The sequence below is a fragment of the Pseudomonas sp. AC239 genome (assembly GCF_979258545.1).
Genome location: NZ_OZ409864.1, coordinates 3639863 through 3653667 on the forward strand (window position 1 = coordinate 3639863; position 13805 = coordinate 3653667).

The following is a 13805-nucleotide window of genomic DNA, read 5'->3' on the forward strand; positions in this document are numbered from 1 at the left end:
TCAGAACGTCGCGCCGTAAAACAGGCGCACGAGGAGAATCGAATGCTTCCGGCTCTATGGGTTGCCAAAACCGGTCTGTCCGCCCAGGACACCAACCTGACCACCATTTCCAACAACCTGGCGAACGTTTCGACCACGGGTTTCAAACGTGACCGTGCCGAGTTCCAGGACCTGCTCTATCAGATCAAGCGTCAGCCAGGTGCCCAGTCGACCCAGGACAGCGAACTGCCGTCGGGTCTGCAAGTGGGTACCGGTGTGCGCATCGTCGGCACGCAGAAAAACTTCACCGCCGGCAGCCTGCAAACCACCGAGCAGCCGCTGGACATGGCCATCGACGGTCGCGGTTTCTTCCAGATCCTGCAGCCGGACGGCACCACGTCCTACACCCGTGACGGTACTTTCCACCTCGACTCCAATGGCCAGATCGTCAATGCCAGCGGTTTCGCTCTGGAACCGGCGATCATCATCCCGAACGATGCGCAGACCTTCACTGTCGGCCGCGACGGTACCGTGTCGATCACCATCGCCGGCAACCCGGCCTCGCAAGTGATCGGCAACCTGCAGACCGCCGACTTCATCAACCCGGCCGGCCTGCAAGCCGTGGGCAACAACCTGTTCCTGGAAACCGCGGCTTCCGGCGCGCCTCAGATCGGCACCCCGGGCCTGAACGGTTTCGGTACCACGCTGCAGAACACCCTGGAAACGTCCAACGTCAGCACCGTTGAAGAGATGGTCAACATGATCACCACTCAACGCGCCTACGAGATGAACTCCAAGGTGATCTCCACCGCCGACCAGATGCTCTCGTTCGTAACGCAGAATCTGTAATCCAGTCTTTGGGGCGGCCCGAGGTCGCCAGCAACACCGTGAGGTAGGGTCATGAAGCGCTTTGTATCTGTTCTGGCATTGAGTGGGGTCGTCTCGCTCGCGGGCTGCGTCGCCCCGACGCCCAGGCCCAACGACCCTTACTACGCTCCGGTGTTGCCGCGCACGCCGTTGCCGGCGGCCGCCAACAACGGCTCGATCTATCAGGCCGGCTTCGAGCAGAACCTGTACAGCGACCGCAAGGCGTTCCGGGTCGGTGACATCATCACCATCACCCTGAACGAGCGCACCCAGGCGAGCAAAAATGCCAACTCGCAGATGGACAAGAACAGCGACAACAAGATCGGGCTGACTTCGTTGTTCGGCTCCAGCCTGACCACCAACAACCCGATCGGTAGCAACGACCTGAGCCTCAACGCCGGCTACAGCGCCGACCGTTCGACCAAGGGCGACGCCAAGTCGGGGCAGAGCAACAGCCTGACCGGCTCGATCACCGTGACCGTGGCCGACGTGCTGCCCAACGGCATCATTGCCGTGCGTGGCGAGAAGTGGCTGACGCTCAATACCGGTGACGAGCTGGTGCGCATCGCCGGCATGGTCCGCGCCGATGACATCGCGACCGACAACACTGTGTCGTCGACCCGTGTCGCCGATGCGCGCATCACCTATTCGGGTACCGGCGCGTTTGCCGACACGAGTCAGCCAGGCTGGTTCGACCGCTTCTTCCTCAGCCCGCTGTTCCCTTTCTAGGTGGCTACGTTGAATCTGAAAAGCCTCATGCTGGCCGCGTTGTTGTTGCCGGTTGCCTTCACTGCACATGCCGAGCGGCTGAAAGACATCGCCAGCATTTCCGGCGTGCGCTCCAACCAGTTGATCGGTTACGGCCTGGTGGTCGGGCTTAACGGTACCGGCGACCAGACGACGCAGACCCCGTTCACCCTGCAGACTTTCAACAACATGCTCTCGCAGTTCGGCATCAAGGTGCCGCCGGGGTCGGGCAACGTGCAGTTGAAGAACGTCGCGGCGGTGTCGGTGAGTGCTGATCTGCCAGCGTTTGCGAAACCGGGTCAGCAGGTCGACATCACCGTTTCGTCGATCGGTAACTCCAAGAGCCTGCGCGGCGGCACTTTGTTGCTGACGCCACTCAAGGGTATCGACGGCAACGTCTATGCAATCGCTCAGGGCAACCTCGTGGTTGGCGGTTTCGACGCTGAAGGCCGTGACGGTTCGAAGATTACCGTCAACGTTCCGTCGGCCGGGCGCATCCCTGGCGGTGCCTCGGTTGAGCGTTCGGTGCCGAGCGGTTTCAACCAGGGCAACAGCCTGACGCTGAACCTCAACCGCTCCGACTTCACCACCGCCAAGCGCATCGTCGACAAGATCAACGACATGCTCGGCCCTGGCGTCGCACAAGCCATTGATGGCGGTTCGATCCGTGTGACTGCACCGCTCGATCCGAGCCAGCGTGTCGACTACCTGTCGATCCTGGAAAACCTTGAAGTCGATCCGGGCCAGGCCGTCGCCAAAGTCATCATCAACTCGCGCACCGGCACCATCGTCATCGGCCAGAACGTGAAAGTGTCGCCGGCCGCTGTCACCCACGGCAGCCTGACCGTGACCATCACCGAAGACCCGATCGTCAGCCAGCCGGGGCCTCTGTCCAACGGCCAGACTGCCGTCGTGCCGCGCTCACGAGTGAATGCCGAACAGGAAGCCAAACCGATGTTCAAGTTCGGCCCGGGCACCACCCTCGACGAGATCGTCCGTGCGGTGAACCAGGTCGGCGCGGCACCGGGTGACCTGATGGCAATTCTTGAAGCTCTGAAGCAGGCCGGCGCTTTGCAAGCCGACCTGATCGTGATCTGAGGCCGGCCCCCATGGATATGCGCAAAAGCGGTCTGGTCAGCAGCAGCGATTCGGGGTCCTACTCGGACCTCAATCGTCTGAATCAGCTCAAGGTCGGCGACAAGAACAGCGATGAAAACATGCGCAAGGTGGCGCAGGAATTCGAGTCGCTGTTCCTCGGCGAAATGCTCAAGTCGATGCGTTCGGCCACCGAAGCGCTCGGCCAGGACAACCCGCTGAACACGCCGGCCGCCAAGCAGTATCAGGAAATGTACGACCAGCAACTGGCGGTTTCCATGTCGCGGGAGGGCGGTGGTATCGGCCTGGCCGACGTGCTGATCCGGCAGATGTCGAAGAACAAACCGATGGCTCCGGGTGAGGCTGCCGCTGCGTCCGCCGCCAAGCAGCAGGAAGCGCTGGCCAAGGCCGCCGCCGTGCCGACGCCGATTGCCGCCGGGACCGTCGCCACCGGTCCGCTGTCCCGCGTCAACGGCGAGCGTCCGTTGTGGGCATCGCGCTCGGTGCATGCGCCGAACAACATCGACATTTCCCATCGCAACGACATGGCGCTGATCAATCAGCGGCGTCTGGCGCTGCCGCCGAAACTGGCCGATCGCTTGCTCGCCGGCCTGGTGCCGTCGGCGCCGAGCGTGGCCACTGCGACCACTGCAGCAGCGGCGACCAACGCCTTGCCGCAACGGGCTGCGACCACCGCCGTCAGCGGTTCCGGCGCGTTGTACAACGGCGACTGGCTGGCCCGTGCCGAAGAGCAGAAAGCTGCCGGCGGGCAGATGCAGGTCTACGGCCGCGCTATGGCGCAGATTCCGCTGGCACCGGCGAAGAAGGCCTTCAGTTCGGCCGACGAATTCGTCAACACCATGCTGCCGATGGCCAAGGAAGCTGCCGACCGCATCGGCGTCGATCCGCGTTATCTGGTGGCGCAAGCGGCACTGGAAACCGGTTGGGGCAAGTCGGTCATGCGCGCTCAGGATGGCAGCAGCAGCCACAACCTGTTCGGCATCAAGGCGAGCAGCAACTGGAAGGGCGATTCGGCCCGCGCGATCACCAGCGAGTTCCGCAATGGTGCGATGGTCAAGGAGACGGCCGAGTTCCGTTCCTACGCCTCGTACAAGGACAGCTTCCACGATCTGGTGACGTTGCTGCAGAGCAACAATCGCTATCAAGAAGTGCTGAAGTCGGCCGATAACCCAGAACAGTTTGTACGCGAGTTGCAGAAGGCCGGTTACGCCACCGACCCGAACTACGCGACGAAGATTTCGCAGATTGCCAAGCAGATGAACAGTTTTGAAAACTACGCTGCGGCGGGTGTCTCCACCACGCCTTTATAAGGCACCAGGTAATAAGGTCTGAACCATGAGTTTGCTCAATATCGGGATGTCGGGACTGTCGGCCAGCCAGTCCTCTCTGGCTACGACAGGCAACAACATTGCCAACGTCGACACCGCCGGTTATTCACGTCAGCAAACCGTGCAGGGCACCAAGTCCTCGCAGCAGTACGGCAGCGTTTTCATCGGCACGGGCACGACCCTGGCCGACGTGCGCCGGGTGTACAACTCGTACCTGGAATCGCAGCTGCACACCGCGACTTCGCTGGACAGCGAATCGGCCGCGTTCCTCAAGCAGGCGACGCCGCTGGACGCCATGCTGTCGGACACCAACACCGGCCTGACCGGTGTGCTGCAGAAATTCTTCACCTCAATGCAGGGCGTATCGACGTCGGCCACCGATGACACTTCGCGTCAGTCGGTGCTGACCGGTGCGCAGGCGCTGACCAGCCGTTTCAATACCTTGGCCAAGCAGCTCAACGATCAGAACACCACGATCAACGGCAGCCTCGGCGACATGACCGCCCAGGTGAACAAGCTCGCCACGGCGATCGCCAATCTCAACCAGAAGATCGGCGAAATCTCCACCAGTGGCGGGGCGCCGAACGACCTGCTCGACAGCCGTAACGAAGCCGTGCGTCAGCTCTCCGAACTGACCGGTGCCCAGGTCGTCGAGCGCGGCACCAGCTTCGACATCTATGTCGGCAGCGGCCAGCCGCTGGTCATCGGCAACACCACCAACAGCCTGAGCATGGTCGCGAGCAAGACCGACCCGTCGCGCATGTCGATCCAGATGGATCGCGGTTCGAGCACCATCGACATCACTTCGGTGATCAGCGGTGGCGAAATCGGCGGTCTGCTGACTTATCGCAAGGAAGTCCTCGACCCGTCGCTCAACGAGCTCGGTCGCGTCGCTCTGGTGATTGCCGATCAGATCAACAGCCAGCAAGCCCAGGGCATCGACAAGAACGGTGACTTCGGCGCGGCGATTTTCAACAACATCAACAGTGCCGCCCTGATCAGTCAGCGCAGCATTGCGAAGGATGGCAACAGCGCCGGTTCGGGCAACCTCGATGTGACCATCAAGGACACCGGCAAGCTGACCACCAGCGATTATCAGGTGACCTTCACCAGTGCCACCGATTACACCGTCAAACGTTCCGACGGCACCGATCTGGGCGCATTCAGCACCACGACCAATCCGCCGCCAGTGATCGACGGTTTCACCCTGGCCTTGAATGGCGGCGCGCTGAGCGCGGGTGACTCGTTCAAAATCACGCCGACCCGCAACGCGGCGGCGAGCATTCAGACGGTCTTGACCGATCCGAAGAAAATCGCTGCGGCCGGTCCGCTCACCGGCGTCGCCAGCGCCAACGGTCTGGGCACTTACACCCAGCCGACGCTCAGCGACAAGATCGACATCTACAACCCGACCGCCCAGGCTGACATGCAGGCGGCGCTGAAGAATTCGACGCCGGTCAAACTGGTGTTCGGCGCAGCCAGCGGCGGCAGCCAATCGTACAATCTGGTCGACGCCAAGGGCGCGACCATCGGCACCGGCACCATCGTGCCCGGCCAGTCGAACACGCTGAACCTGAAAGTCGGCATCGTCGACGCCAGCGGCAACCCGGTGATGGACACTACGGTCACGCCGAACGTGCAGAAGACCTTCACCGTGCAGACCACCGTGGGCGGCACGCCGAAATCCGGCGAGACCTTCACCATGAACCTGACCGGCGCGGCGTCTTCGGACAACCGCAACGCCCAGGCACTGGTCGCATTGCAAACCAAACAGACCGTGGACACCGGTTCGGCTAGCAAGGGCATCAGCCTGACCGACGCCTATAACACCCTGGTGACCAACGTCGGTACCAAGACCGCCCAAGGCAAGTCCGACAGCGCCGCGACCACGGCGATTCTGGAGAACGCCAAGGGTGCCCGCGATTCGCTTTCCGGGGTCAACCTGGACGAAGAAACCGGCAACCTGGTCAAGTACCAGCAGTACTACACAGCGTCTTCGCAGATCATCAAAGCTGCGCAGGAAACTTTCGCCACGCTGATCAACAGCCTTTAAGGAGTCGTAATTCATGCGCATTTCCACCGCCCAGTATTACGGAACGCAAGCTTCGGATTATCAGCGTAACTTCAACAAGGCTGTCGCCACCGCGAGCGAGGCGAGCAGCCTGCAACGCATCAACACTGCCGCCGATGATCCGATCGGTGCCGGGCGTCTGCTGCAGCTGGGCCAGCAGGCAGCGATGCTCGATCAGTACAAGACCAACGTCAACACCACCAAAAGTGCGTTGAACGTGCAGGAGTCCACGCTGGATTCGATCACCACGGCGTTGGCACGGGCCAAGGAACTTGCGCTGGCCGCGAACAACGGCACGATCACCGACAAGGACCGCCAGGCTTACGCCTCGGAGATGGGCGAGATCCAGCAACAAGTGCTGGGCCTGATGAACGCCAAGGATGCCAACGGCAACTACCTGTTCTCCGGTTCGAAAACCGATACCGCACCGTACTCGAAGAATTCTGACGGCACGTTCAGCTACAACGGTGACCAGACCACTATTGATCTGGGCATCGGCGACGGCATGACCGTGGGTACCAACACCACTGGTTGGGATGCGTTTCAGCAGACCATCAACACCGGCCGCACCAACACCAAAATGACTGCACCAGCCGTGGATGACGGCCGTGTCGTGCTGTCCAACGGCACCGTCGGCACTGCCGCTACCTACGACGCCAAGTTCACTGCCGGGCAGCCGTACACCATCGATTTCGTCAGCAGCACCCAGCTGAAGATCACCGATGCTTTGGGCAACGACGTGACCGCCGAGGCCAGCCAAAATGGCCTGATCAGCAACAGCAGCGGCGCCAATCAGACCGTCAGTTTCCGCGGCGTCGACCTCAAGCTGAACGTCAACCTGAAGGCCGGCGATACCAATCCGGACGCCGTTATCGCAGGGCACAGCTTCCAGCTGTCGGCCTCGCCGGACTCGTTCACCACCACGCGTAATCCGGGTAACCCGTCGACCAGCGTGATCACTGGTTCGACCATCACCGATCAGGCAGCCTACACCGCAGCTTTCCCGCAGGGCGGCGCGGTGCTCAAGTTCACCAGCGCCACCGATTTCGATCTGTATGCCGCGCCAGTGACCGCCGACAGCAAGCCGGTTTCCTCGGGCACGGTGGCCGGCGGTAACGCCACCGCTGCCGGTGTGACCTTCGCGCTGGGCAACACGCCGGCTGCAGGTGACCAGTTCTCGATCCAGCCGAACAATCACCAGACCCAGAACGTGCTCGACACCCTGGGCCAGATGATCACCGCGCTGAACACGCCGGTTGACGGCGACCCGGTTGCCAAGCAGAAATTGCAGGGCGCAATGGAGGCGGGCCTCGGCAACATCGACGCTGCCGCCAATCAGATCGGCACCGCAGTCACCACCATTGGTGCGCGCGGCCAGGCCCTGGACATGCAGGCCATCACCAACGACAGCCTGACCACGGCGAACAGCACGACCCAGGGTTCGATCCGTGATTCCGATCCGGCAGAAGTCATGACCCGTCTGACCCTGCAACAGACCATGCTGCAAGCCGCGCAACTGGCGTTCAGCAAGATCAGTCAGTTGGGTCTGTTCAACAAGATCTGATGATTGGCGGGCGCGAGCGCGCCCGCCAACGTTGTGCCTCTGTTAATGATTTTTTGCGGTATCAAGGGCTCGTTTTTGCGAGCGGGCTCGTACCGCCTGTGAGCCCGCCGTGAATTCACTTCCTCTCGTCAGCATTGCCATCCCTGCGTTCAATCCGCGCTTTTTCGAGCGCACGCTGAACAGTGCCGTCAGCCAGACTTACAGCAATCTCGACATCGTCGTGTGCGATGACAGTCGTGGTGACGAGATCAAGGACATCGTCAGCCTGGTCATGGAGCAAACCGGGGCCCAGGTGCGCTACGTTCGCAATCCACAGACGCTGGGGCTGGTGGGCAACCTGAAAGCCTGCCTCGAACAGGCGCGCGGCGAGTTCATCAAATTCCTGTGTGACGATGACCTGCTGTATTCGGCCTGTATCGAACAGCAAGCCCATGAGTTACAGCGCGAAGAAGTCAGTCTGGTGATCGCTCAGCGGCTGCTGTGGGACGCCAGCGACATCATTCTGCCGGCCCGTTTGGAAAACAGCTCGCTATCACCTGTGAGCGCCTTGCTCAAAGGCGACGATGTGCTGAGCATTTTCGAAAAATTCCCGGTCAATGTCCTCGGCGGTTTCAGCAGTGCGTTGTTCCGGCGTGCCGATGTCGCCGAACTGTTGCCCGCTCTGACTGAAGCAGGTGCATGCTTCGTCGCGACCCTGGATTTTGCCTTGTACGTGTGTCTGTTGCGGCGCGGCAACATGGTGACGTCGAACAATGTCCTGAGCGCCGAGCGACTTTACCCTGAGCGCCTGAGCGCGCAGCAACCGATGAAGGATGCTGCCGAGGTTGAACGCGAGTGGCTTTCGCAAATGCTCAAAGTACGCAGCGGCGAGTCGGCGCCCGCCAAGGGCTGGGTTCGCTACGTGCAACTGACCAGGGCCGACGAGTCGCCTCGCGTTTGGGAAGAACTGCCGCTTAGCCGTACCCTTGGTACCAAGCAAAGCCGCCAGGAACTGGGCGTGGGTGTCGACAGCTTCAGTTTCGGCGAGCTCTATGCGCAGTGGCTGGCGTGTCGGGTGCTGACCGATACGCAGCGCCAATGGCTGCCGGAAACCCTTGCTGGCTGGCCGCAGCAGCCGAGGATCGTGCCGATCATCATCGATGCACAGGGTAGCCGCGACGGTCTCGAGCGCACCCTGCAAGCGCTCGCTGCACAGGACTACCCACCGGAGCTGGTGCTGGTACTGTCCGTAGCCTGTACAGAAGCAGTGTTGCAGGATCGGGTGTTCCACATGCCGTTGCAGGATGACGGTCTGGAGCAGATCAATGCGCTGTTGCCGCAACTCGAAGGCGCCGACTGGTTCTATCTGTTGCAACCGGGAGATCGCCCTGTGGCACCGGCGTTGCTGGTGATGGCCGATCGCATCGCGCATTCGCGGTCGCTGACGTGTCTGTACAGTGATGAAGGCAGCGTGCGCGACGGCGAATCGGCGGAACCGGCGTTCAAACCGGACTTCAATCTCGACCTCATGCGCAGTTATCCGTACGTCGGCCGAGCGCTGGCATTCCAGCGCGAACGCTTCCTCGTCCTCGGTGGATTTGCGCCAACGTTCGCCGAACTGGCGCCACACGACATGCTCTGGCGGATGGTCGAAAGCGATGGCCTGCAGGTTGTCGGTCATATCGCCGAGGTATTGCTGGAGTCGAAATTCGACCTGTCGCAATGGCTCACCGAGCCTGGCGTAGTGGAGCAAAGTCCGCGAATTCTCGAGGCGCACCTGCAGCGCCTCGGCATTGCTCATGAAATCCGCCAGAACGGGCTGCTCAATCGTGTCGACTACCGTCACGCGCAGCGCCCTCTGGTGTCGGTGATCATCGTCACTCAGGACCAGACTGCCGCCTTGCAGCGTTGTGTCGAAACGCTGCTGGAGAAAACCGCCTACACCGAGTACGAATTGCTCCTGGTCGACAACGGCAGCGAAAGCGCCGAAGCGCTGGCCTGGCTGGACGGCATGGCGCAGTTGGGCAGCGACCGGATTCGCGTGCTGCGGTATGCGCAAAAGGGCGATGCCGCCGCTGTGCACAACTTCGCCGCGCGCCAGGCGCGCGGTGAGTACGTGCTGATGCTTAACGCCTTTGCGGTAATCACCCAGGCCGACTGGCTCGATGAGCTGCTCAATCATGCACAACGCCCTGAAGTCGGGGTGGTGGGCGCCAAGCTGTTCAACCCGGACGGTGGCGTGCTGCACGCCGGTCTCATCCTGGGGCTGAATGGGCCGGCGGGACTGCCGTTCTACGGCCAGCCGATGCAGTCGGACGGGTATATGCACCGACTGCAAGCTGTGCATGATCTGAGCGCGGTCGGTGGCGACTGCCTGATGATTCGCAAATCGGTATTCGAAGCGGCCGGCGGTCTTGATGAGCAGGATTTCAAGCAAACGCTCAGTGTCGTGGATCTGTGCCTGCGCATTGGCCGCGACGGTTATCTGGTGGTGATGAACCCGCACGCCGTGCTGGCGGTGGGTACGCAGCCGGTTATCGCGGCGACGGAGCAAGAGCAAGCGCAGCACGCCGAGGAGAAGGACACCTTCTATCAACGCTGGCTGCCACTGGTTGCGCGCGACCCGGCCTATAACGTCAACCTGACGTTGCAGGGCGTTGGCGCCAGCAACTTCAGCCTTGAACCGGGCCTGCGTACTGGCTGGAGCGCGTTCTCCAAGGCGCAACTGCCGAACGTGCTCGCGGTTCCGATCAACGCTTCAGCCATCGGTCACTATCGCATGAGCCAGCCGATGATCGAACTGGAAGCGGCCAACCGCGTGGAAGGGCGCATCTGTTACGGCTTGCCGTCGATCATCGATATCCAGCGGCAGGCGCCCGATGTGATTGTCCTGCAGGGGCGCTACTCAGAGCACGCCATTGATGAGATCCCGCCGCTGAAGAAGTTCTTCAATGCCCGACGGATTTTCGAACTCGACGACTATGTCATCGACGTTCCCCATCGCAATGCACATATCCGCAACATGCCGGGCAAGTCGGACATGGAGCGAATGGTGCGCCGAGCGATCGGCCTGTGCGATCGCGTGGTCGTTTCAACCGCGCCGCTGGCCAACGCGCTGTCGGACATGCACCACGACATACGCGTGGTGCCGAACATGTTGGCTCAGGACTTGTGGGGACACCTGCGCAGCCAGCGTCGCACCTCGAAAAAGCCCCGTGTCGGCTGGGGGGGCGGGACCAGTCACCACGGCGATCTGGCCGTGATCGCCGACGTGGTGCGTGAATTGGCCAACGAAGTCGACTGGGTGTTCTTCGGCATGTGCCCGGATGATTTGCTGCCGTACATGCATGAGTTTCACGGAGTGATCCCGCTGGATGTCTATCCGGCAAAACTGGCCAGCCTGAACCTCGATCTGGCGCTGGCACCGCTGGAGTTCCACATCTTCAACGACTGCAAGAGCAATCTGCGGCTGCTCGAGTATGGCGCCTGCGGTTTTCCGGTGGTCTGCACCGATACCGAGGCCTATCGCGGCTACTTGCCGTGCACGCGGGTCAAGACCAACACGACCGATGAGTGGCTGCAAGCGATCCGCATGCATCTGGCTGATCCGGATGCCAGCTATCGCATGGGCGATGAATTGCGTGAAGTGGTGCTGCGAGACTATGTTCTGCGCGGCGATAACTTGCGCCATTGGGAGTATGGCTGGCTGGCGGATTGAATTGCCCGCAAGGCTTCATTGAAAGGCGATCTCTCGGATCGCCTTTTTCACAGGTTCATTGATTTGTTTGAGTCGATCAGCGAGGGAATGCGCTCCGGACAGGCAACGCCCGCACTGACAGATCCGGTTTCAACAACCACGCAAGGAAGATGTAATGACAATTGTGAATGGAACGAGTGAAGCGGATGTTCTGCTGGGCACCGACAGCAATGACCAACTCTATGGACTGGAGTCGGATGATGTCCTGCTGGCAAGTACGGGATCGGATGAGCTTGATGGCGGTGACGGCTTCGACACCGCGATTTACTACGCAATACCCTCTGGAATCAACGTCGAACTGGCCGATGGTGCGACCACCGTCACCGGCCCCGAAGGCAAGCTCGATACGCTGATATCCGTTGAGAAGATCGTCGGCACCTTTTCCAACGATACGTTCAGCAGTTCGGTAGCCGGCGTGACGCTGGAAGGCAGCAGCGGTGACGATGTCTACATCGTCAGCGCCGAAGACGTGACCATCGTCGAGGAAGACTGGGGTGGCTATGACGAACTGCGCACCAGCCTCAACAGCATCAAGATGGCTGGCTTCGTCGAGAAGCTGACCTTCACGGGTACCGGTGATTTCAAGGCTTACGGCAGCGACACCGACAACGAGATCATCGCGGGTGCCGGTAACGACTGGCTGTGGGGTGGTGATGGTGCCGATCATTTCTTCGGGGGAGACGGTTACGACACCGTCAGCTACAGCGACAGCCTTGAAGGGGTGCGAGTCGAAGACTTCGCCAACTACGACGGCCTGACCATCGCCTATGGCGATATGTTCACCGGCATCGAGGCGCTTCAGGGCTCGGGCTTCGATGATGTGATTTATCGTCACAAGGACTCGATGAGTATCGATGGTGCGCAGGGCTACGACACTGTGAATTACCGCTACGCCTTCGACGTAGCCAATGTCGTGATCGGCAATGGCAGCAACCTCGCTGGTGACACACTGCTCAACGTGGAAGAGGTTATCGGTACCTCAGGCGCCGATCGTTTTGTCGTCAATGCCAGTGGTGTGAAGGTGGCTGGCGGTATCGGTGATGACGTTTATACGATCAACAGCACCGGTGTGACTGTCGAAGAAGACGACAGCTTCATGGGCGGTACCGATCATGTGTACACCAGCCTCTCCGAGTTGAAGCTGAGTGCGTTCGTTGAGCGGTTGACCTATACCGGCAGCAGCGATTTCACCGGCTACGGCAATGACGAGAACAATACGATCATTTCCGGGGCCGGGAACGATGTGCTGCTGGGCGGTGCGGGGGCCGATAACTTTGAAGGTGGCGCCGGTATCGACATCGTCAGCTATGACGACAGCGCTGAAGGCTTGAGCGCTTCGCTGAATTGGGGGGTGCAGAGCGGTATCGCCTTCCATGACGTCTACATCGACATCGAAGGCCTGCGCGGCAGCCAGTTCAATGATGTTCTGGAAGGTGAGTGGGGCGACAACGTCCTTGAAGGCGGTGGTGGTGACGACCAGATTCAGGGTGGCGATGGCAACGATCACATCTACGGCGGTCTGGCGTCCGGTCTCGATGCAGCCGGGCAGTCCGACACCTTGTTCGGTGGCTCGGGCGATGACGTCATCATAGCTGCGCGCGATGGTCTGTTTACCTGGGTCAGTGGCGATGAAGGCAATGACAACATTACCCTCGGGCGAGGCGTGGCCTATGGTGGGCAGGGCAACGACGTGTTGATCTTCAACGGCGCCGGCCCGTCGGGCCTGGGCGGCAGCGGGTTTGGCGAGCAGGGCGATGATACCTATGTGGTGGACACGTCTGCCTTGGTGACCATCAAGGATGAAGGGCTGGATGCCAACGACACGCTGATTCTGAACACGATCGCTGACGCCAGTCAGTTGAGCGTGACCCGTGTGGGCGATGACATTTATCTGCACAGTGCCAATGATGATAGCAGTGGCGTGCCGGACAACGGTGTGCGGCTGGTGGACTGGTATGCGGGGTTTGCGACCATCGAGCATGTTCAGACGGCCGATGGTCAGATGTATGAGCTGCCGGTGGGTGGTGACGGGTTTGCGCTGTTCGGGTAGTTTTTGCGCATCGTTGAAGTAAGGGATGGGTCTTTGGATTCATCCCTTTTTTGTTTTTGGGCTTGGCGACCTTTGGGCCGACCAGACTCTCGGGGTTTGGGTGAATATCCGTTTCTGCGGGTGTTGCTGTAAGAGCGAAACCGCCAGCGGCAGCACCCGCAATAACGGATAGGCCCCCAATCAAAATCTCATCCCCGTTCCCCACCTCCTCGACTCTGAGCTGGCGCGTTTCCTGCAAGTCCCCCTCAAATCGCCATAAAACGAGCGCTTGCGGTCATTGCACTCGCGCCCGGAACGGCAAAAGGTGTCGCCGCAAGGTCCGCAACGCTCAACGAAGCCATGCGCAG

At 60.9% G+C, this 13805-nt stretch carries 8 protein-coding genes; all 8 read left to right on the forward strand.

Features of this window, described 5'->3' with window-relative positions; all coding sequences use genetic code 11:
• Window positions 1-42 precede the first annotated feature (42 nt).
• The 8 genes from flgG (at window position 43) to ACZ0AZ_RS16620 (ending at window position 13458) form a co-directional block, all read left to right on the forward strand.
• Window positions 43-828 carry a flagellar basal-body rod protein FlgG gene (gene flgG, locus ACZ0AZ_RS16585; RefSeq protein ID WP_016771111.1) on the forward strand — a complete coding sequence of 262 codons (786 nt, stop codon included), beginning with the start codon at window positions 43-45 and terminating at the stop codon, window positions 826-828.
• A 51-nt stretch (window positions 829-879) separates the two neighbouring features.
• Window positions 880-1575, forward strand: a complete 696-nt coding sequence (flgH, locus tag ACZ0AZ_RS16590; protein ID WP_039761113.1) for a flagellar basal body L-ring protein FlgH — start codon at window positions 880-882, stop codon at window positions 1573-1575.
• 27 nt (window positions 1576-1602) lie between these two features.
• The gene (locus ACZ0AZ_RS16595) at window positions 1603-2691 is read left to right on the forward strand and encodes a flagellar basal body P-ring protein FlgI (protein ID WP_052269122.1); all 1089 of its coding nucleotides are present in this window, start codon (window positions 1603-1605) and stop codon (window positions 2689-2691) included.
• 11 nt (window positions 2692-2702) lie between these two features.
• Window positions 2703-4019 (forward strand): flagellar assembly peptidoglycan hydrolase FlgJ, encoded by a 1317-nt coding sequence (gene flgJ, locus ACZ0AZ_RS16600; RefSeq protein ID WP_463537749.1) that lies wholly within the window; start codon window positions 2703-2705, stop codon window positions 4017-4019.
• A 25-nt stretch (window positions 4020-4044) separates the two neighbouring features.
• Window positions 4045-6090, forward strand: a complete 2046-nt coding sequence (gene flgK / locus ACZ0AZ_RS16605) for a flagellar hook-associated protein FlgK (protein ID WP_073472814.1) — start codon at window positions 4045-4047, stop codon at window positions 6088-6090.
• Window positions 6091-6103: 13 nt separating this feature from the next.
• Entirely contained in the window at window positions 6104-7672 is a 1569-nt protein-coding gene (locus ACZ0AZ_RS16610; protein WP_039761124.1) for a flagellar hook-associated protein 3, read from the forward strand.
• Window positions 7673-7781: 109 nt separating this feature from the next.
• Window positions 7782-11369: a glycosyltransferase gene (locus tag ACZ0AZ_RS16615; protein ID WP_463570772.1), complete on the forward strand. Its 3588-nt coding sequence runs from the start codon at window positions 7782-7784 to the stop codon at window positions 11367-11369.
• A gap of 154 nt (window positions 11370-11523) precedes the next feature.
• Entirely contained in the window at window positions 11524-13458 is a 1935-nt protein-coding gene (locus ACZ0AZ_RS16620) for a calcium-binding protein (RefSeq protein WP_463570770.1), read from the forward strand.
• Window positions 13459-13805: the final 347 nt, after the last annotated feature.